The sequence below is a fragment of the Shewanella zhuhaiensis genome (assembly GCF_022484835.1).
In the GTDB taxonomy this organism is placed as follows: Bacteria; Pseudomonadota; Gammaproteobacteria; order Enterobacterales; family Shewanellaceae; genus Shewanella; species Shewanella khirikhana.
In genome coordinates, this window is sequence record NZ_JAKUDL010000003.1 from 367,472 (window position 1) to 386,274 (window position 18,803).

Here is an 18,803-nt window from a genome sequence, read left to right on the forward strand (position 1 = left end):
TTACTCAATAACCAAGCTATCAGGCTGTAACTGTCTTCACGCCTTCCGGAGTACCGACCAGCAGTACGTCGGCGCCGCGATGGGCAAAGAGACCATTGGTTACTACCCCTACGATGCCGTTGATTTGCGCCTCAAGCTTCTTGGGTTCCATGATCTTCATGTTGTGCACATCGAGGATCACGTTGCCGTTATCGGTGACCACACCTTCGCGGTATACAGGGTCGCCGCCCAGTTTGACCAGCTCACGTCCTACATAGGAGCGGGCCATGGGGATGACTTCAACCGGCAGCGGGAACTCGCCGAGAATCGCTACTTCCTTGGTGTTATCCACGATGCAGATAAACTTGTCGGCCACGGCAGCGACAATTTTTTCGCGGGTCAGGGCTGCGCCACCGCCTTTGATCATGTCCATCTGGCCGTTGATTTCATCGGCACCATCCACGTAAACCGACAGTCTGTCGACACTGTTCAAGTCATACACCGGAATGCCCAAGGCCTTGAGTTTGGCGGTGGAGGCTTCGGAGGATGACACAGCGCCTTCGATATCGGCCTTGATGGTAGCCAATGCATCGATAAAGTGGTTGACGGTGGAGCCGGTGCCCACACCGACGATGCTGTCCTTTTCTACGTACTTGAGTGCGGCCCAGGCGGCGGCCTTTTTCATTTCGTCTTGAGTCATGGTGAGGTCCTGTAAAAGACGTTAATGCGAAAAATTGCCCTTAGTATACCTGTAACTTGTTGTGAAAGTGGTTGGGGCTTAACAAAAATCCATCCTAGGTCCTCTTTTACGGGATCTGCTGCCGGTTTGGCAAAATCGGGGCTGCGCTTTGCTGCGGCAATGGATTAGGATAGCCTTTGAAAATTCAGGATAGTTTCACAAGGAGATGTTATGGCCGGAGCCAGTTTGCTCACCTTACTCGATGATATTGCGACCATTCTTGATGATGTGTCTGTGATGAGCAAGGTTGCTGCCAAGAAGACTGCCGGGGTGCTGGGTGATGATTTGGCCCTCAATGCCCAGCAGGTTACCGGAGTGAATGCCGATCGCGAGCTGCCGGTGGTGTGGGCGGTTGCCAAGGGGTCATTCCTCAATAAGCTGATTTTGGTGCCGGCGGCACTGCTTATCAGTGCCTTTGCCCCCTGGTTGGTGACGCCTTTGTTGATGTTTGGCGGCCTGTTTTTGTGTTTCGAGGGCTTTGAGAAGCTGTGGCACAGCAAGGCCAAGCATGACACTGCAGAGGGTGAAGATGCCCATGAGGCTCTTGTCCCCAAGGGCATGGACCCCAAAGAGTACGAAAAACAAAAGGTAAAGGGCGCGGTACGTACTGACTTTGTGCTTTCTGCCGAGATTATTGCCATTACCCTGGGCGTTGTGGCTGAGCACCCCTTTATGACTCAGGTCGCCACACTGTCGATTATTGCCGTAGTCATGACCATAGGCGTGTATGGCCTGGTGGCGGGCATAGTAAAGCTGGATGATTTGGGGCTGTGGCTGTCGAAAAAGGCTTCCGGAATTGCTCAAACCATTGGTGGATGGATCCTTGCCGCAGCGCCCAAGCTCATGAACCTGCTATCGATTGTGGGCACCGCGGCCATGTTTATGGTGGGGGGCGGTATCCTTACCCACGGCGTGGCAGTGCTGCACCATGGTATTGAGGCTGCCGCCGAACATGTGGCTGCCATAGCAGGGATAGGCCCTGTGCTTGCGTTTTTAACCCCAAGCCTGCTTAACCTGATTTTCGGCATTGTTGCCGGCGCACTGGCGGTGGTGCTGATGAACCTGATTGCAAAGCTCAGGGGCGCCGAGGCACATTAAGCCAGCAGCCCTTCAAACGCTACATCAGGCGTTAATTCCGGGCTCAAGGCAATCCGGGATCCAAATGATGAAAAAGCAGTGCCTCGGCACTGCTTTTTTGTTTGTTCAGTTTGGCGAGCGCAGCTAAGGGGATGTCGGTGGCAGGGGTTAAATACTCCAGACTGGGTTTGGCAAACAGGTAGCCTTGCAGGTAGCGGATCCCCAAGCCGGTCAGGCACTCGAGTTCAGCAAGTGTTTCAATACCTTCTGCCAGAACCTGGGTGCCCTGCAGTGCGCAGTGAGCCATGATGTCTTTAATTTGCGCCTGTTTTTGTGGCTCCCGGTCGATATTGCGAATAAGCGACATGTCCAACTTGAGCACATTGGGCTTGAGTTCCGCCAGCCAGCTGATGTGGGTGTAACCTGCGCCATAATCATCAATGGCGGTGAGAAAACCGAATTGGGCGTAACTCTGGAAAATATTTCTCAGGTGCGCCTTATCGATAATCTCTTCTCCTTCAGTCACTTCAAAAATGAGCTTCTTCAAATCGAAGCCGTAAAGATGGGCGGCTTCAATGGTTGCCCTGATACAGCTTTTGGGGTTGTAAACGGCATTGGGTAAAAAGTTGATGGTGAGGAAGGTATCGCAGCCCAGTTCGGCAGCGGTTTTAATGGCACTGACCCGGCAGGCCTGGTCGAAATAGTATTTATTGGCATCGTTTATCCGCTCAAACACCCAGGCGGCGCCTTGTCCCTCAGGGCCACGAACCAGGGCTTCATAGGCAAAAATATTGCGGCTTTGCCAGTCGATGATCGGCTGAAAAGCCATGCGGATATCAAAGCCGAGTGAGACGCCACTCAGGCAGTCTGCGCAGGTTTGTTGTTTGATTTCGCTGGGGAAGTCCACGTTTTCGTCTCAGGGAATCACTGAAAAGGGGCGTGATTTTACTGTAGATCCTGGCCTGCGGGAATTCCAAAAATCGGCGCTGCAGACATTTGATTATTGGCGATAAAAGCACACGCCAGATAAGCAAAAGACCCGCTTTGGGCGGGCCTTGGCTGAACGCTCTCGTCACCAGCCATGTGGCGGTGAAGCCTGAGCTAAACTAAGCGATATCAGTGGCTTGGCTTGTCGTGGGCTGCGGCGTATTTCACTGCAATCACGGCAACCACCATCAGCACAAATGGCATTGGGGCGGCAACCATGCCAAGGGCGCTGACATTCAGCATAAAGCCCATTGCGATATGACCAACCAGTGCCAATACCAAACCCAGAGTCGCGAGCAGCAGTACAACCAGTTCTGATTTCATCATCGAATTCCTTTTTAAAAGCCTTTGTGCGGTGGCGAGGCTGGCTCGCCGTCTTGTTCTGTTGGGCTCAGTATGCGTTGTTGACGCAGCAGATATTTGATCGCTATCAATTTTTAGGTAGGATTTCTTTGCTAGGGGAACAAAGTTTGCGCCAGCGCAAGCTTTGTTAAGAAATGGCGGAAAAGGTTAAAAAGTTGGCTTGGGATATGCTTATGTGTGACTTAGGGGATTAGCGCTTGGGAGACGCTGGTGTTGGTTTTTGAAGCAGGATTATATGTTTACCGAGGTGCTTTTACGTCCTGAGGATAACCGGGACGTCGGGTTAAAAGCCGGGGGAAAGTGCAGTGCCAACTGAATTACGCTGTAGCAGGTTGATGAAGCGGGCTCGATCCAAACTTATTCCGGCTCCTGATTATCAAACTTACCCATTTGGGCGTACCAGAGGGCGTTTTTCTCCAGCGCGGTCAGACGGGTTCGGGCACAAAACCCGGCAAGACCAATCCCAATGGGCACCACTATCAAATCTTCGCTGTGAAACGGTAGCAGATAGCTGAAGACCATCAGATACACCATGGCAGCCGTGACGGCAGGAATGAGCAGCAGTTGCCACTCAAAACACTGGCCCAGCACTCTGGCGCCAAGCCCAATCAGCACAGGTGGCAGAATATAGAGAAATACCATTCCCAGATCCTGCTGGGCGAGAGTGGCAAAAGCGCCTAATGCCAGCACGGCGCCAATCAGGCTGCCAAGCAAGGTTTTGTACACAGATTGCCGGGCTATCAGTGCATTGAGGGCATTTTCCATCATGGCCATTTTGGCGCGGGCACGCTTGGCGCTGTCTATCTTGCCGGCACGTTCGAGTCTGGGGGGCATTGCGAGCTTCAATGATTGCTGGATGTTGACACTTTATCCGATGCAAAAGCCTGTGACAAAGCCACCGGTGCAGGCACCGGTGGCAATTGATATTAGGGTTCAGACTCGATTGATGTCAGTTTCAGGGAAGAAGTTTGCCCAGATAATCCAATAAGCTCCGGCTTTAACCGTTTCAACGCGATTGAGTTTGCCCACGTTGGAATTACCAAAGAAATCAATCTCTACCACGGGTTCTTGATGTGGGTTGTAGTAAATACCCAGGCTTTGGTATTCATTGTCCCAGGCAATGACCAGGTTCTTGCCGCCAACTTCAGTATTGATAGGCTGCTCGTGCTGACGTACAAAATCCTCGGTATAGGCCACATAGTCAGTGCCCACATTCAGCCCCCAAACCAGCGTCTTATTGGGCAAACGTGGATCCTTGTGCTGAATGGTTGGGAAGGTGGGATCCTCATTGGTTGCCTGATCTACAATGGCGTGGTCAAAAATGGCTTCCATGATGGGATCGTATATGGCGAGGAATGGGTTTTCCCAAAATGAAGGCTTCATATCCTGCACAAGATAGTCATTCAGGAACACTTCGCCGTTTGGATAGGCCTCAGCAAATTTGGAAAACGGCATTCTGAAGGTCGGCCACTCACGCATTTTTGCGCTGGCGCCCTGATTGATATCTGCTTCCTTTTGGCCCCAAAGTTGCTGAATAGGTTCCCCGGATACCTTGTCCCACATCACCAGGTTGTTTTCCAGCTGGTTCATCGGTGCCAGTTGCAGTGCTTTACCATCAATTTCAGGGGTATAAGCCATCCCCAGATTGGTGAGACCACAGTAAGTCATCACTACGTTTTCACCGCCCAGTTCTCCATTGCCGGCAACATGGGGGCGCAGCAGCTGTTTGTCCGAGTGGGCGCGGGCCGCACCATTGATGTCGAGTACAATCACACTCTCGTCGGGGGAATAGTATTTTCTGGCTGTTTCCACAGAGACAAAGACCCCATTGTCCATGCGATCGCGCATCATGATGTGGGGGTTTATCATGCCGCTGTAGAGCAGGAAGGCAAACAAGATGACGCAAGCGGCAAGCGCTTTTTTACTGGTGAGGCTGGGACGGCGGCTCAGAACCCAAAGGGCGATGGCAAAACTGATGATGGCCACTGCCGTGAGGGCATACCTGTGATACCACACCCACATAGTGCTTTCGCGGGGGGATTGAATAAGCCATTGGCTGACGTCAGCCAGATCTTTGAACAGCAGTCCTGCACTGGCGAGTGCTAAGGCCATGGCGCCCCAAAAAAGTGGGCGGGCATAGCGAGTGATAAAGGGCATCATAGAGGTTACTCCGGTGACAAAAAATTCTGCCACCATTGTAAAAACCGTCATCAGCGGGATAAATCCGCCTGGATGCAATGAACTGTTCCATTAATTGGAACAATCAGCTTATTCCGCTTCCAACTGCTGCAATCTGCCCGGCAGCCCCGCGCGAATGTCTTCCATCAGCAGCTTGACTTTCTCAGGTACAAAACGGCGGGAGTGATACACGCCATAGAGCTGTTCTGCAGTTCTAGCTGCCCGGTTGTATAAGGGAACCAACTTTCCTTGCGTTACCAAATCACCAGCCATGGCTACCGGCAAATAACCAATCACCTTGTGCTGTAACACTAATGAGCGCAGCAGATAGGGCGACTGGGTGCAAAACCTGGGGCGTTGAAACAGGGGGATTTTTGCCAACGGCCAGCACAAATCCAGGGATGCCAGTTCCATGATGGCCAGCGCATGCCCTTGCCCGAGGATTTGCGGGTGTTCGGGGAGCGGGTGCTGTTGCAGATATTCCGGTGTGGCGTAGAGATCAAACTGCAGTTTGGCCATGGGATGCGCGATAAAGGATGAATCTCGCAGTGCTCCCAGGGTCAGCAGCAAATCAAAGCGCTTGTCTGCCAGTGTCGAAGACGTCTGGCCTATGTCATGCACCCGCAGGGAGAGTTCGGGATAGCTATCAAAAAAGCGTGCAATCTGAGGAGAGCACCATTCCATCAGAAAGTCGGGGGCATAGAGTGTCAGTTCGCCTTCAAAGGTTTGCTGAGCGCCTGCCACTTCAAGTTCGGTTGCTTCTACTGCCGCAAGTATGGCTCGGGCTCGCAGTAAAAATGCTTCCCCCACCTCGGTCAGCAGTAAATGGCGGGTGGTGCGCTCCAGCAAGCGGGCACGAAGGCTTTGTTCAAGATCGCGAATACGGCGGCTTACGGTGGACTTTGGCAGGCCGCTTAGTTCGGCGGCTTTGGTAAAGCTGCCCTGTTCAACCACCTGAACAAACAGGGCTACGTCATCTAAATTCATGGGCTCATCCTTTGAAGAAAAACACCATAATCATTAGGGCATTATACCTAAAGAAGCTGCGAATAAAGTCCGTGCTTGGGCTGCGTGAGCTTACAACAGATAGATGCAAGGCACAGTTGGCAGCGAATAGCCTTAACCCGTCGCTAGAGCTGCTGAGCAGCAGATACAGCGGTAAGGCACGCCCGGCGGCCTTGATAGCAACACCATGTCGGCGTTATTCAACGTCACCATGCCTCGGCAGGCATTGAGTTAAAAGCCTTGAACTGTCGTCGCTGTCATCGCCAGAACTGTGCGAGGACTTGTTCGCACCTATTCTTAGTTCGCACCTATTCTTGGACAGAAGCCTGGCTCACGGCGGTCGTTCTGCCTTAATTCTGCTGGGGGAAACGATAGACTTTTGATGGGGTGACTATGGTTGCCAAAGGTACGTCCCAGGCTTCAACTGGCAGGGCAGGGAGGCGCTGGCAGTCGTGGGCCAGGCCTATCACCCTGGTGCTGTCAGGCAGCTGCGCCAGGGTGCGGTCATAAAAGCCGCCGCCCATGCCGAGGCGATTGCCGGTCTCATCGAAGGCGACCAGCGGGGTGATAATGGCATCGAGCCTATGGGCCGGGCACAGTTGATGGCAGGCGAGCACGGGCTCGGGAATACCGTAGAGGTTTTCGCGCATGTCGGTCTGGTCATCGTAGCGGATAAACAGCAAATGGCCTTCGGCGAAGGGATGCAGCACCGGCAGATAGACTTCAACTCCCTGTTGCCACAGAGCGGCGATCAAAGGGCGCGGGCTGATTTCACCGTCGTTTTCAAGATAAAGCGCGACTCGCTTGGCGCCTTTGAGCTCGGCCTGCAGATGAATGGCTGCTTGATGGGCGGCAGATGCCTGGATGTCGTCCGACAGTGCGCGCCTTAGGCTGCGCACCTGTTTGCGGATGGCGCTGCGCGCCTGGAGGTTTTGATGTGCTGGGGCGATGTTCGCCCTGGCGGTGACGGATGCCGTCATAAGTTGAGATGCTCCCCGGAATGCCGCTGCCGGTGTAGCCCTTGAACCGTAGGTTCAAGGCGGGCCTGCGATTACTTCCTAAGGCTTCTCGGTACGAGCCGAGCCTGCTCAATGTCGGTAAAACACCTGCCCTAAAGTCAAAAATATCGGCACAGGGACATTACCAGCTGGCGCACAACCCAGGGAGCAAATTTGGTGGTGTTACACAGGGATTGTACCCGGCGCAAAACCTGTAATCAGTTTAATCGTCCTTGTGGCTTCGCTCAACCAAAGCCTGCTCTAACGTGCGTTGCAGCAGGCGGATCCTGTCATCCATTTGCTGCATATAGTCCTGATTTTTCCTCTGTTCTTCGTAAAGTTCGTGACCAAAATTCAGGGCAGCCATAATGGCCAAATCTTCCCGACTGAGGTTATTCGAACGGCTGCGAAGCGAGGTCAGTTGCTGCTCGAGCTTATGTGCCACCGCCCTGAGTGCCGCTTCCTGTCCGGATGGACACGCGACCGAGTAGGTGCGTCCAAGGAGGGTGATGTCAATGGCGCTGCTGCTCATGGGCTATCCCTGTGGTGGTCTTTATGTGGCGGACTATATAAGGCGGGTTTCAAAAGTGCAAGGCCAAGGCTGAGGATCCGTCGCCTGACTTATCGAGTTTGCTGCTTGCGTGAGCAAAGCTGTGATATGTCGGACAAACGTCACGCAAAATTGCCATAAATCACGGCCACTGAACTTGGTGGTGTTGGCCCCATCTGATAGCATTGCCCCAATTGGTTTGACGCCACGGACAGAAATTTATGGCAACCCCACCTTCTTTGAAAATCGAAAAACTCCTCGCCGCGCTCGAGGCTGCCGAAATCGGTCAGCATCCGGTGGAAGTCCACGGCGCTATGGTCGGCCTGATTGCCGGCGGCGTAGAGCAGGGCCGCGGCGCCTGGCTCAAACCGCTGCTTGAGCTGATGAATGATGGTCAGGCGCTGCCCGGCGACCTGCAACAGCTGGTGGAAGAACTCTTTACCGACACCCAGGCGCGTCTGGCTGAGCGGGACTTTGGCTTTACGCCGCTGCTGCCCGAAGAAGAAGAGCCTCTGTGTGACCGGGTTGAAGCCATGTCACTGTGGGTGCAGAGCTTTTTGACCGGCCTTGCCATTATTCAGCCTGGTCTGAATAAAGCGCCGCAAGATGTGCGTGAAATCGTAGCCGATCTTGCCGCCATCGCCCAGGTGGAAATCGATGTGGCCGAGGATGAAGAATCCGAAGCGGCTTACACCGAAATCGTTGAGTTTGTGCGTATGGCTGCCATTCATTGCTATCAGGAATTCGGCCCCCAAGAAGGCGAAAGTGGCGACGACGGCACAGTGTTGCACTGATTTCAGTTTCCGACCCAGCTAGAGGTTCCCATGAGCGGTGATGCAGGCAGCAATCAAGGCACTTCTCCCCTCGAGACATTTGAGACCGATATCGCCATAGTCGGTGGCGCCATGGCCGGTGCCACCCTGGCACTGGCGCTGGACAAGCTTGCCAGCGACCTTGGCAAACCCCTTCGCATTACCCTGATTGAAGCCAGACGCCCCGGCGATGAACACCCGGGCTTCGATGGCCGCGCCATTGCCGTGGCCGAGGGCTCTATCACCGAACTTAAGCGCCTCGGCGTTTGGCGCCATCTGAGCCAGCTTGGCACCAGCATCACCGACATTCACGTATCTGACCGCAGTCATTTCGGTATGACCGAGCTTGGCAGTGCCGCCTTTGGCCTGCCGTATCTGGGGCAGGTGGTCGAGCTTGAAGCCGTGGGCAAGGCGCTGTTTGCCGCCATTGAGAAAAGCCAAATCCGCTGCTTATGCCCTGATAGTCTGCAACGCCTCGAGGCCGGACAGGAAGCCCACACCCTGGTGCTTGCCAGTGGCGCAGTGCTCAAAGCCAAACTGGTTGTGGCCGCAGACGGTTTGGGCTCGGCGGTACGCAGCCACTTTAACTTGCCGCTGGAGCAGGTGGATTTTGGCCAGAGCGCCGTTATTGCCAATGTGGCGCTGGACAGACCCCACAATCATTGGGCCTGGGAGCGCTTTACCGGCTCGGGCCCGCTGGCGCTGCTGCCAATGGCAGACATTCATGGTCAGCACAGATTATCGCTGGTATGGGCCATGCCGCCTGACGAGGCCGAGCGCTTCCATCACTGCGATGAAGCCGAGTTCGTCAGCGCCTTGCAGCAGGCCTTTGGTTACCGCGCAGGCAAGTTTACGGCCGCCGGCAGTCGTCACAGCTATGAGCTCAAACTCAGCTGGATGCCAAGGCCCATCCATCATCGCTGTGTGTTCGTTGGTAATGCCGCCCAGACACTGCACCCCATTGCCGGGCAGGGCTTCAACCTGGGCCTTAGGGACATAGTGGATTTGGTGGCCGTGCTTAAACAGGCGCTTATCGATAATGACGACATCGGCGATATCCGCCAGTTGCACGCCTATTTACGTCTGCGCGAGCAGGACAGGCGCGAGACCTTGCTCGCCATCGAGTCGCTGGTGCGAGGCTTTTCCAACCAATATTGGCCGCTGGTGGCCGGGCGCAGTCTGGGGCTTAGATTGCTGTCATGGTGCCCACCACTGAAGGCGCCTTTGGCCAGCCGCGCCATGGGCTGGCGCCGCGGCGTGCGGCTGTCGACTGTTTCCCCTTGTGAGGATTGATTGATGCAGAGGACCCAAAGCTGTGATGTGGCCATCGTTGGCGGTGGCATGGTAGGTCTGGCAACCGCCATAGGCCTTGCCGAGGCCGGGCTCAGGGTGACTGTGCTGGATGCGGGCTCCCAGGCTGCTGTGGACGGTGAACCGCGCCTCAGAGTCAGCGCCATCAATCGCGCCAGTGAAGATTTGCTTACATCCCTCGGCGCCTGGCATTTGCTCGATAGCGAGCGTCTGGCGCCCTATGGCCGGATGCAGGTGTGGGACAAGGACGGCATGGGCCGTATCGGATTTGATGCCAATGAGTTGGGCGAAGATAGCCTCGGCACCATTATCGAAAACGACAACATTGCCTTCGCGCTGGCCAAACGTGCTGCCGAGTGCGACAACCTCGATTACCGTGAAGGCGTGCGTTTAAGCCGGCTTGCCTTTGGTGAAAAGGAAGCCTGGTTGACGCTGGAAGAAGGCGACATGCTCTCGGCGGCGCTGGTGATTGCCGCCGATGGCGCCAACAGCTGGGTGCGCAGCCAATGCAATATTCCGCTCACCTTCTGGGACTATGGCCATACCGCCATCGTTGCCACCATAGAAACCGTAGAGCCCCATCAGGACTGTGCCCGTCAGGTGTTCCTGCCGGACGGTCCGCTGGCATTTTTGCCGCTGTATCAGCCAAACCTGTGCTCTATCGTCTGGTCAGTGACCGAGCCCAAAGCGCAGGCACTGCTGGCGATGGATGATGAAAATTTTTCAAAGTCGCTTACCGCCGCCTTCGATGCCCGCCTCGGGCTTTGCCGGGTGGCCAGCGAGCGTATCGGCTTTAATCTGCGGATGCGTTACGCCCGTCATTTTGCCCGTCATCGCCTGCTGCTGGCGGGGGATGCGGCCCACACCATACATCCGTTGGCGGGGCAGGGGGTAAACCTGGGCTTTCAGGATGCAGCCGCGATTATCGATACGGTTGCGCGCCTGAAAGACGAGGGCAAAGACATAGGGGACTACCGTCTGCTTCGGCCGCTGGAGCGTGAACGCAAGGCCGCTGCCCAGGAAATGATTGCCACCATGGAAGGCTTCAAGCGCCTGTTTGAGGGCAATAATCCCATCAAGCAGGCGGTACGGGATCTGGGGCTGAACCTGGTAGATAAGTTGCCAGGGCTGAAAACAGTGTTCATCAAACAGGCCATGGGCAGATAAGCAAACAAGCTTGCAAAAAACCGTCTGCGGCAGGGGTAAGTCAGTGCCACGCGCTGATGGTTTTTGCAGCAAATATCAAACAATTGGCGCAGTTTTTGGCCAGTGAAGAATTTTAACGTTAGTTTTTTGAATGCAATCCATAAGAAAAACTAATGATCTGACTGTTCGGATTAGAAAATTCTCTTGTATACAAATTTGTGACGCAAGGTATAATTTCGCCGCATTTTAACCAGGTGCCGTTTCTATTTTTGGCACCAAAGCCCCGGATAGAAGGGATAACAATGGCTAATAAAACTGTACTCTTTAGCAAGCACCTGGAATCAAACGCCAAGATGGTGGATTTCCACGGCTGGGATATGCCCCTGAACTACGGTTCGCAAATTGAAGAGCACCACGCGGTGCGCCGCGACGCCGGTATGTTCGATGTGTCCCACATGACTGTGGTTGACGTTGAGGGTGCCGATGCCCGTGCCTTCCTGCGCAAGCTGCTGGCCAACGATATCGCCAAGCTGACCGTTCCCGGCAAAGCCCTTTACGGCGGTATGCTGAACCACGAAGCCGGCGTGATTGACGACCTCATCACCTATTTCCTGAGCGACACTCATTACCGCGTGGTAGTGAACTCCGCCACCCGCGAAAAAGATCTGGCCTGGATTGGCGAGCAAGCCAAAGCCTTCGACGTGACCATCACCGAGCGCCCTGAGCTGGCCATGATTGCGGTGCAGGGTCCTAACGCCAAAGCCAAAGCCGCCACCGTATTCAGCGCCGAGCAAAACGCTGCCGTTGAAGGCATGAAGCCTTTCTTTGGCAAGCAGGCCGGCAGCCTCTTTATTGCCACCACAGGTTACACAGGTGAAGCCGGTTACGAGATCATCGTACCGGAAGCTGAAGCCGAAGCCCTGTGGCAGGCCCTGCTGGATGCCGGTGTGCAGCCATGCGGCCTGGGTGCCCGTGACACCCTGCGTCTGGAAGCCGGTATGAACCTCTACGGCCAGGACATGGACGAGAGCGTGAATCCACTGGCGGCCAACATGGGCTGGACCATCGCCTGGGAACCAAGCGATCGCGACTTTATCGGCCGCGAAGCCCTGGAAGCCATCAAGGCCAAGGGCACCGACAAATTGGTCGGTCTGGTGATGGAAGAAAAAGGCGTTCTGCGTCATGATATGGCGGTGTTTTTCACCGACGCTGACGGCAACGAGCAGCAGGGCGTGATCACCAGCGGTACTTTCTCACCCACTTTGGGCTATTCTATCGCGATGGCGCGCGTACCCGGCTCCGTTGGCGATACCGCCGAAGTGGAAATGCGCAAGAAGCGTGTACCTGTGCGTGTTATCGCACCCAGCTTCGTACGCAACGGCAAACAAGCATTTTAAAAGACCCGATTAAGGAACAAGAACAATGAGCAATATCCCGTCTGAACTCAAGTATGCTTCTTCCCACGAATGGATCCGCAAGGAAGAAGACGGCACCTACACCGTAGGTATCACTGAGCATGCTCAGGAGCTGCTGGGTGACATGGTGTTCGTTGAGCTGCCTGAAGTGGGCGACACCGTATCTGCCGGCGAAGATTGTGCCGTTGCCGAGTCTGTAAAGGCCGCTTCTGACATCTACGCCCCTATCTCCGGTGAAGTGGTAGCCGTGAACGAGTCTCTGGAAGATTCTCCTGAACTGGTAAACAGCGATGCTTACGGTGACGGTTGGTTCTTCCGCGTGAAGCCTTCTGACGAGTCTGAGCTGGACAGCCTGCTGGACGCCGAAGGTTATCAAGCAGTTATCGACGAGGAATAATCCTCGCCAGGAAAAACGAAGCCCCCCGGGGCTTCGTTTGTTTTATCCGACATAAAGCAGATCGGTCGCATACCAGACCGGCGTAATTTGAAAGGTTTATCATGACCAAGCAAACCCTCACAGAGCTGGAACAGCATGAGCTGTTTCTGACCCGTCACATAGGCCCCGATGCCGACGAGCAGCAAGCCATGCTGAACTACGTTGGTGCCGAGTCGCTGGAAGATCTGACCAAGCAAATCGTACCCGAGTCTATCCGCCTGGGTCGTGAGCTGAACGTGGGTCCATCCAACGCCGAAGCCGAAGGTCTGGCCTATATCCGTAAGCTGGCCGAAAAAAACCAGGTGTTCAAGAGCTACATCGGCATGGGTTACCACGGCACCGAAGTGCCAAACGTTATCCTGCGTAACGTGCTGGAAAACCCGGGTTGGTACACAGCTTACACCCCTTACCAGCCAGAAATCGCCCAGGGCCGTCTTGAAGCCATTCTGAACTTCCAGCAGCTGTCTATCGACCTGACCGGTCTGGACCTGGCCTCAGCCTCCTTGCTGGACGAAGCCACTGCTGCTGCCGAAGCCATGGCTCTGGCCAAGCGTGTTTCCAAGGCCAAGAAAGCCAACCGCTTCTTCGTAGCCGACGACGTATTCCCACAAACACTGGACGTGGTAAAGACCCGCGCCGAGTGTTTTGGCTTCGAGATTGTGACCGGTCCAGCTGCCGATGCCGCTAACCATGATGACCTCTTTGGTGCCCTGTTCCAGTACACCAACCGTCTGGGTCAACTGACCGACTTCACCGAGCTGTTTGCCAAGCTACGTGAAAAGAATGTAATTGTGACCGTTGGCGCCGACATCATGTCGCTGGTGCTGCTGAAGACCCCGGGTGCCATGGGCGCCGACGTGGTATTCGGTTCTGCCCAGCGCTTTGGCGTGCCAATGGGCTTTGGTGGTCCACACGCGGCCTTCTTTGTGTCCAAAGACGAGCACAAGCGCTCTATGCCAGGCCGTATCATCGGCGTGTCCAAAGACACCCGTGGCAACACCGCCCTGCGTATGGCCATGCAAACCCGCGAGCAGCACATCCGCCGCGAAAAGGCCAACTCCAACATCTGTACCGCACAGGTGCTGCTGGCCAACATGGCGTCTTTCTACGCCGTATTCCACGGCCCACAAGGTCTGAAGGTCATTGCCTCACGCATTAACCGTCTGGCCGACATCCTGGCTGCTGGTCTGGCTGCCAAGGGCGTGACTGTGCTGAACAATCAATGGTTCGATACCATCAGCTTCAAGGCCGATGTGGACGCCGTACGCGCCCGCGCCCTGACCGCCGGTGTGAACCTGCGCTATGACGCCGATGGCGTGATGGGCGTAAGCATTGCCGAAACCACCACCCGTGCCGATGTTGCCGAGCTGTTCGATGTGATCCTGGGCGCCGGTCATGGTCTGGATGTAGCGGCGCTCGATGCCGATATCCTGGCCAAGGGTTCAAGCTCTATTCCTGCTGCGCTGGTGCGTGAAGAAGCCTTCCTGACTCACCCAACCTTCAACAGCTACCACAGCGAAACCGAAATGATGCGCTACATCAAGCGCCTCGAGAACAAGGATCTGGCACTGAACCACTCCATGATCTCGCTGGGTTCCTGCACCATGAAGCTCAACGCTGCCGTTGAGATGATCCCGGTAAGCTGGCCTGAATTTGCCAACATGCACCCATTCTGCCCATCCGAGCAGGCCGAGGGTTACACTCAGCTGATTGGCGAACTGTCTGACTGGCTGGTGGACATTACAGGCTACGATGCTGTGTGCATGCAGCCTAACTCAGGTGCACAGGGCGAATACGCAGGTCTGTTGGCAATCCGCAAGTACCACGAGTCCCGTGGCGAAGGCCACCGCAACGTGTGTCTCATTCCTCAGTCTGCCCACGGCACCAACCCGGCTTCTGCCCAGCTCGCTGGAATGAAGGTTGTGGTTACCGCCTGTGACAAAGAAGGTAACGTGGATCTGAACGACCTGCGCGCCAAGGCCGCCGAAGTGGCCGAGAACCTGTCGTGCATCATGATCACCTATCCTTCTACCCACGGTGTGTATGAAGAAACCGTGCGTGAAATCTGTGACATCATTCACCAGCACGGCGGCCAGGTATACCTGGACGGTGCCAACATGAACGCTCAGGTAGGTCTGACTGCTCCTGGCTTTATCGGTGCCGACGTATCTCACCTGAACCTGCACAAAACCTTCGCCATCCCTCACGGCGGCGGCGGTCCAGGCATGGGCCCAATCGGCGTGAAGAAGCACCTGGCGCCTTTCGTAGCCGGTCACGCTGTGGTTAAGCAAGGTATCGAGAGCGACAACAATGGCGCCGTTTCTGCCGCACCATTCGGCAGCGCCGGTATCCTGCCAATCAGCTGGATGTACATCAAGCTGCTGGGCAGCAAGGGTCTGAAGCAATCTACCCAGACCGCCATGCTGAACGCCAACTACGTTACCAAGAAGCTGTCTGAGCACTATCCGGTGCTGTTCCGTGGCCGTAACGATCGTATCGCCCACGAGTGCATCATCGACATGCGTCCGCTGAAAGAAGCCTCTGGCGTTACCGAAATGGACGTAGCCAAGCGTCTGAATGACTACGGTTTCCACGCCCCAACCATGAGCTTCCCGGTTGCCGGCACCCTGATGATCGAGCCGACTGAGTCTGAATCCAAGGCTGAGCTGGACCGCTTCATCGAGGCTATGGTGGCCATTCGCGGTGAAATCGCCCGTGTTGAGAGCGGCGAGTGGCCGGTTGACAACAACCCACTGGCCAACGCCCCGCACACCATGGCTGACATCATGGATCCGGCTTTCGATGCCCGTCCATACAGCCGTGAGCTGGCGGTGTTCCCAACCGAGTCAGTGCGTGCCAACAAGTTCTGGCCAACCGTGAATCGTATCGATGACGTGTATGGTGACCGGAACTTGTTCTGTGCTTGTGTGCCGATGAGCGATTACGAATAAATGGCTACTTAGCCTTGATAATACGGCGTCACCCCACTGTTTTCGCTGCTCATTTACATGAGTAAACTGCGCGGCGAAAACAGCAGGTTTCCTTGTCTTATCAGCGGCAGCAACGCCATTTTGGAAAATTGCTGCCTGGACTTGCTGCTTGAACTCGAAAGAGGGGCGTTAAATCTCGGTTCCAGTGCTCATTTACAAAAGTAAACTGCGCGCTGGAACCATCGATTTGCCTTGCATGAGCGGCGTCGGCAACGCAATTTTGCTCCGGTTGAGCCTTGGTTCGGTCAGACAATAAAAAACGAGTGCTTCGGCACTCGTTTTTGTTTTAATGGCTTAAGATGTCACCCCACTGTTTTTGTGGCTCTTTACATGAGTAAACTGCGCGGCGAAAACAGCAGGTTTCCTTGTCTTATCAGCGGCAGTAACGCCATTTTGGAAAATTGCTGCCTGGACTTGCTGCTTGAACTCGAAAGAGGGGCGTTAAATCTCGGTTCCAGTGCTCATTTACAAAAGTAAACTGCGCGCTGGAACCTTCGATTTACCTTGCATGAGCGGCGTCGGCAACGCCATTTTGGTCTGGTTAAGCCTTGGTTTAACTGACAAATAAAAAACGAGTGCTTCGGCACTCGTTTTTTATTTTTGGGATAGCTGTTACATCAAACTCTGACTCAGCGCCTTTGCAGCGACTTGCTTCTGAATTGCCCCGGGGTGATGCCAATCACTTGCTTGAACTCACGGATGAAATGGGCCTGGTCGTAGAATCCGGCCTGATAGCCGATGTCGGTGAGTGGGCTGTCGGTGTCGCTTTTAAGCAGTTCCCGGGCGAAGCCGGTGCGCTGGAGGATGCTGTAGTTTTTCGGCGACATCCCCAGGTTTTGCTGGAATAAACGCTCAAGCTGACGTTGGCTGATGTCTATCTCGGTGAGCAGGTTACGAATTTCTCCCTGGCCTTTTTGCTCGGCTATCCAGTTGAGCGCGTATTTCATGCTGGGTTCGGTCGTTTGTGTTTGTGAGCCATGGGCGGTGAGGTAGTGCAGCAGCCGGGTTTCAAGCAGCGCAATGCGCTCAGGCGCGGTGGGCAGCACGGCCAGACGTTCGGCCAGCTCATCGCTTAAGAGCGCGAGCGACAGGTCGGCTGGCGTCAGGGTTTGCCCGAGCATTTCCGACAGGGGCGTCTTTAAAAACGCCCGTCCGGCGCCGGGCCAAAAACGAATGCCGAGCGCATCGACCCGGCCTGAAAGCTCCAGCCTGGTGCTTTGTTTGGTGGGGCCTGTCACCAGACATTGGGCCCTGTGTTGCCAGCCATCGAAGTGCATTGGCGCACCGAAATTGAAGATGATGCCGCTGCCTCCTTCGGGGTGCATGAATTCGGTTGACCTTGTCTCTGGGGCGGCAATGCGGGTGATTTGCCAGTAGCAGCGAACATAGGGCAGCAGCGGGGCGCAGGGCTGATAAACCTGAAAACCAAGATGCGGCAATGTTGACATGGCAAAGCGCTCCAAATACGGGTTGAGTCAGTATATCCCAACCGTCCCCGGTTAATGCCAGTCAATGACATTCCGGCAATCCCCTGTGCATCTTACTGACATGTCGAAAATCTACAATTCGCATTTCCCCTGATTGCTTACCATGCCCGCAGTCGTAAGCAGTCATGCTGTAACTCTCTGAGAGCTGGCTGCTGCGCTTCACTTATCCGTTGTCGAATATGGGAATCACGCATGACACAAATACCCCCCAAGCTATCCAGGTTGCTGATTATGAGTCTTTCAACGTTGTTGCTGTCCTCGGCCTTTGTCGGGCCTTCGGTGGCGTCGGATGATTTTGCCGCAGAAGGGGAAAGAAGAGCCAAAGTCGCCGGCAATGAACTCATTGGTGCACCCGCGCCTGAGCTGACCGTGACCACTCTGGCGGGTGATAGCCTGAATCTTGGCGAGATCTATGGCAAAAAACCGGTGTACATCAAGTTCTGGGCAACCTGGTGCGTGCCTTGCCGCCAGCAAATGCCCGGGTTTGAAGATATTTATCAGCAGTATGGTGATGAGTTGCAGGTGATTGCCGTCAATACCGGCATCAGCGATGACAACAATTCAGTCACTGCTTTTGTGAAAAAGGCGGGGCTGACGATGCCGATGACCATAGATGATGGCTCACTGGCGCGGGCGTTTAATCTGCGGGTGACGCCGCAGCACTTTTTGATTGATACCAGCGGCCATATTGCCTACGTGGGGCATCAGGATGACGAGGCATTTCATCAGGCACTCAAAGAGGTGGTTGCCGGTGCGGCAGCCAAGCCTGAGCTGAGTGAGTCACAGACAAATGCCGTGGCCAAAAAAGCGCAGGTGATTGAGCGGGGTGATGAGCTGAGTTCGCTGACATTAACGGCCCTCGATAAGACTGATTATCCGCTGCCCTCGACTGCTAAGCCGGGTAAGGCAACAGGACTGGTGTTCTTCGCCCCTTGGTGTGAGTGGTATCTGGCGGAGTCTGAGCCTGCTACTGCCAAAGCCTGTCAGCAGGTGCGTGAAATGGTTGAGCAGCACGCCGCCAACAGCAAAGCCCAGTGGCTGCATGTATCCGGTAACCTCTGGTCATCCGAGGCCGATCTGGCCGAATACCAAACCAACTACGCACCGCGTTTGCCGATTGTGTTCGATGAGCAAGGCAGTCTGTTTGGACAATTCGGGGTTAGCCAGCTGCCAACCGTCGTCTATATCGATGAGCACGGCAAGGTCACGGAGAAGGTGAGTCCCAAGGCGCCTGACTTCAGCGAACGCCTCAACGCGCTACTTACCGGGGATATCGCTGAATAACGCAGCACCATAACGTCAGGCCCCTTTCAGCGCGACCCGCAGTTAC

17 protein-coding genes and 1 other RNA gene are annotated in these 18,803 nt (G+C 55.1%); 8 read left to right on the forward strand and 10 right to left on the reverse strand.

What is annotated here, in order from left to right:
• Nucleotides 1-19: 19 nt before the first annotated feature.
• A complete protein-coding gene (rpiA, locus tag MJ923_RS11260) occupies nucleotides 20-679 on the reverse strand; it encodes a ribose-5-phosphate isomerase RpiA (RefSeq protein ID WP_240591166.1) in 660 nt (219 codons plus the stop codon).
• A 210-nt stretch (nucleotides 680-889) separates the two neighbouring features.
• Between rpiA and MJ923_RS11265 the strand changes: the two genes are divergently transcribed.
• The gene (locus MJ923_RS11265) at nucleotides 890-1,816 is read left to right on the forward strand and encodes a DUF808 domain-containing protein (RefSeq protein ID WP_240591167.1); all 927 of its coding nucleotides are present in this window, start codon (nucleotides 890-892) and stop codon (nucleotides 1,814-1,816) included.
• A gap of 43 nt (nucleotides 1,817-1,859) precedes the next feature.
• Here MJ923_RS11265 and MJ923_RS11270 read toward each other — a convergent pair whose 3' ends face one another.
• The 8 genes from MJ923_RS11270 to MJ923_RS11305 all read right to left on the reverse strand — a co-directional run bounded on the left by MJ923_RS11270 (nucleotide 1,860) and on the right by MJ923_RS11305 (nucleotide 7,858).
• Nucleotides 1,860-2,702 (reverse strand): EAL domain-containing protein, encoded by an 843-nt coding sequence (locus MJ923_RS11270; RefSeq protein ID WP_338092231.1) that lies wholly within the window; start codon nucleotides 2,700-2,702, stop codon nucleotides 1,860-1,862.
• Nucleotides 2,703-2,911: 209 nt separating this feature from the next.
• The gene (locus MJ923_RS11275) at nucleotides 2,912-3,106 is read right to left on the reverse strand and encodes a hypothetical protein (RefSeq protein WP_126169516.1); all 195 of its coding nucleotides are present in this window, start codon (nucleotides 3,104-3,106) and stop codon (nucleotides 2,912-2,914) included.
• A 396-nt stretch (nucleotides 3,107-3,502) separates the two neighbouring features.
• Nucleotides 3,503-3,979, reverse strand: a complete 477-nt coding sequence (locus MJ923_RS11280) for a hypothetical protein (protein ID WP_240591169.1) — start codon at nucleotides 3,977-3,979, stop codon at nucleotides 3,503-3,505.
• A gap of 99 nt (nucleotides 3,980-4,078) precedes the next feature.
• Entirely contained in the window at nucleotides 4,079-5,305 is a 1,227-nt protein-coding gene (locus MJ923_RS11285) for a DUF3179 domain-containing (seleno)protein (protein ID WP_240591170.1), read from the reverse strand.
• Between the two features lie 108 nt (nucleotides 5,306-5,413).
• Complete coding sequence (locus MJ923_RS11290; protein ID WP_240591171.1) at nucleotides 5,414-6,310, reverse strand: LysR family transcriptional regulator; 897 nt, start codon at nucleotides 6,308-6,310, stop codon at nucleotides 5,414-5,416.
• Nucleotides 6,311-6,678: 368 nt separating this feature from the next.
• On the reverse strand, nucleotides 6,679-7,308 hold the full coding sequence (locus MJ923_RS11295; RefSeq protein WP_240591172.1) for a 5-formyltetrahydrofolate cyclo-ligase: 630 nt from the start codon (nucleotides 7,306-7,308) through the stop codon (nucleotides 6,679-6,681).
• Between the two features lie 8 nt (nucleotides 7,309-7,316).
• Nucleotides 7,317-7,497: non-coding RNA, 6S RNA (ssrS, locus tag MJ923_RS11300), on the reverse strand.
• Between the two features lie 52 nt (nucleotides 7,498-7,549).
• Nucleotides 7,550-7,858, reverse strand: a complete 309-nt coding sequence (locus MJ923_RS11305; protein WP_126167919.1) for a cell division protein ZapA — start codon at nucleotides 7,856-7,858, stop codon at nucleotides 7,550-7,552.
• Between the two features lie 239 nt (nucleotides 7,859-8,097).
• On the opposite strand from MJ923_RS11305, the gene MJ923_RS11310 reads away from it, so the two are divergent.
• The 6 genes from MJ923_RS11310 (at nucleotide 8,098) to gcvP (ending at nucleotide 15,947) form a co-directional block, all read left to right on the forward strand.
• Entirely contained in the window at nucleotides 8,098-8,670 is a 573-nt protein-coding gene (locus MJ923_RS11310; RefSeq protein WP_126167918.1) for a UPF0149 family protein, read from the forward strand.
• Nucleotides 8,671-8,700: 30 nt separating this feature from the next.
• Nucleotides 8,701-9,981, forward strand: a complete 1,281-nt coding sequence (gene ubiH / locus MJ923_RS11315; protein ID WP_240591173.1) for a 2-octaprenyl-6-methoxyphenyl hydroxylase — start codon at nucleotides 8,701-8,703, stop codon at nucleotides 9,979-9,981.
• Between the two features lie 3 nt (nucleotides 9,982-9,984).
• Entirely contained in the window at nucleotides 9,985-11,166 is a 1,182-nt protein-coding gene (locus MJ923_RS11320) for an FAD-dependent oxidoreductase (RefSeq protein ID WP_240591174.1), read from the forward strand.
• Nucleotides 11,167-11,447: 281 nt separating this feature from the next.
• Nucleotides 11,448-12,542: a glycine cleavage system aminomethyltransferase GcvT gene (gene gcvT, locus MJ923_RS11325; RefSeq protein ID WP_240591175.1), complete on the forward strand. Its 1,095-nt coding sequence runs from the start codon at nucleotides 11,448-11,450 to the stop codon at nucleotides 12,540-12,542.
• 25 nt (nucleotides 12,543-12,567) lie between these two features.
• A complete protein-coding gene (gcvH, locus tag MJ923_RS11330) occupies nucleotides 12,568-12,957 on the forward strand; it encodes a glycine cleavage system protein GcvH (RefSeq protein WP_126167914.1) in 390 nt (129 codons plus the stop codon).
• A gap of 101 nt (nucleotides 12,958-13,058) precedes the next feature.
• Nucleotides 13,059-15,947 (forward strand): aminomethyl-transferring glycine dehydrogenase, encoded by a 2,889-nt coding sequence (gene gcvP, locus MJ923_RS11335; protein ID WP_240591176.1) that lies wholly within the window; start codon nucleotides 13,059-13,061, stop codon nucleotides 15,945-15,947.
• Nucleotides 15,948-16,615: 668 nt separating this feature from the next.
• Here gcvP and MJ923_RS11340 read toward each other — a convergent pair.
• Complete coding sequence (locus MJ923_RS11340; protein WP_240591177.1) at nucleotides 16,616-17,434, reverse strand: AraC family transcriptional regulator; 819 nt, start codon at nucleotides 17,432-17,434, stop codon at nucleotides 16,616-16,618.
• A gap of 270 nt (nucleotides 17,435-17,704) precedes the next feature.
• Between MJ923_RS11340 and MJ923_RS11345 the strand changes: the two genes are divergently transcribed.
• Nucleotides 17,705-18,757: a TlpA family protein disulfide reductase gene (locus MJ923_RS11345; protein ID WP_240591178.1), complete on the forward strand. Its 1,053-nt coding sequence runs from the start codon at nucleotides 17,705-17,707 to the stop codon at nucleotides 18,755-18,757.
• Nucleotides 18,758-18,803 lie beyond the last annotated feature (46 nt).

What these genes read in the sequence shown, in the direction of transcription:
- rpiA (WP_240591166.1), bottom strand. Translation starts at nt 679, where the DNA reads ATGACTCAAGACGAAATGAAAAAGGCCGCCGCCTGGGCCGCACTCAAG.
- MJ923_RS11265 (WP_240591167.1), top strand. Translation starts at nt 890, where the DNA reads ATGGCCGGAGCCAGTTTGCTCACCTTACTCGATGATATTGCGACCATT.
- MJ923_RS11275 (WP_126169516.1), bottom strand. Translation starts at nt 3,106, where the DNA reads ATGAAATCAGAACTGGTTGTACTGCTGCTCGCGACTCTGGGTTTGGTA.
- MJ923_RS11280 (WP_240591169.1), bottom strand. Translation starts at nt 3,979, where the DNA reads ATGCCCCCCAGACTCGAACGTGCCGGCAAGATAGACAGCGCCAAGCGT.
- MJ923_RS11285 (WP_240591170.1), bottom strand. Translation starts at nt 5,305, where the DNA reads ATGATGCCCTTTATCACTCGCTATGCCCGCCCACTTTTTTGGGGCGCC.
- MJ923_RS11290 (WP_240591171.1), bottom strand. Translation starts at nt 6,310, where the DNA reads ATGAATTTAGATGACGTAGCCCTGTTTGTTCAGGTGGTTGAACAGGGC.
- MJ923_RS11295 (WP_240591172.1), bottom strand. Translation starts at nt 7,308, where the DNA reads ATGACGGCATCCGTCACCGCCAGGGCGAACATCGCCCCAGCACATCAA.
- MJ923_RS11305 (WP_126167919.1), bottom strand. Translation starts at nt 7,858, where the DNA reads ATGAGCAGCAGCGCCATTGACATCACCCTCCTTGGACGCACCTACTCG.
- MJ923_RS11310 (WP_126167918.1), top strand. Translation starts at nt 8,098, where the DNA reads ATGGCAACCCCACCTTCTTTGAAAATCGAAAAACTCCTCGCCGCGCTC.
- ubiH (WP_240591173.1), top strand. Translation starts at nt 8,701, where the DNA reads ATGAGCGGTGATGCAGGCAGCAATCAAGGCACTTCTCCCCTCGAGACA.
- MJ923_RS11320 (WP_240591174.1), top strand. Translation starts at nt 9,985, where the DNA reads ATGCAGAGGACCCAAAGCTGTGATGTGGCCATCGTTGGCGGTGGCATG.
- gcvT (WP_240591175.1), top strand. Translation starts at nt 11,448, where the DNA reads ATGGCTAATAAAACTGTACTCTTTAGCAAGCACCTGGAATCAAACGCC.
- gcvH (WP_126167914.1), top strand. Translation starts at nt 12,568, where the DNA reads ATGAGCAATATCCCGTCTGAACTCAAGTATGCTTCTTCCCACGAATGG.
- gcvP (WP_240591176.1), top strand. Translation starts at nt 13,059, where the DNA reads ATGACCAAGCAAACCCTCACAGAGCTGGAACAGCATGAGCTGTTTCTG.
- MJ923_RS11340 (WP_240591177.1), bottom strand. Translation starts at nt 17,434, where the DNA reads ATGTCAACATTGCCGCATCTTGGTTTTCAGGTTTATCAGCCCTGCGCC.
- MJ923_RS11345 (WP_240591178.1), top strand. Translation starts at nt 17,705, where the DNA reads ATGAGTCTTTCAACGTTGTTGCTGTCCTCGGCCTTTGTCGGGCCTTCG.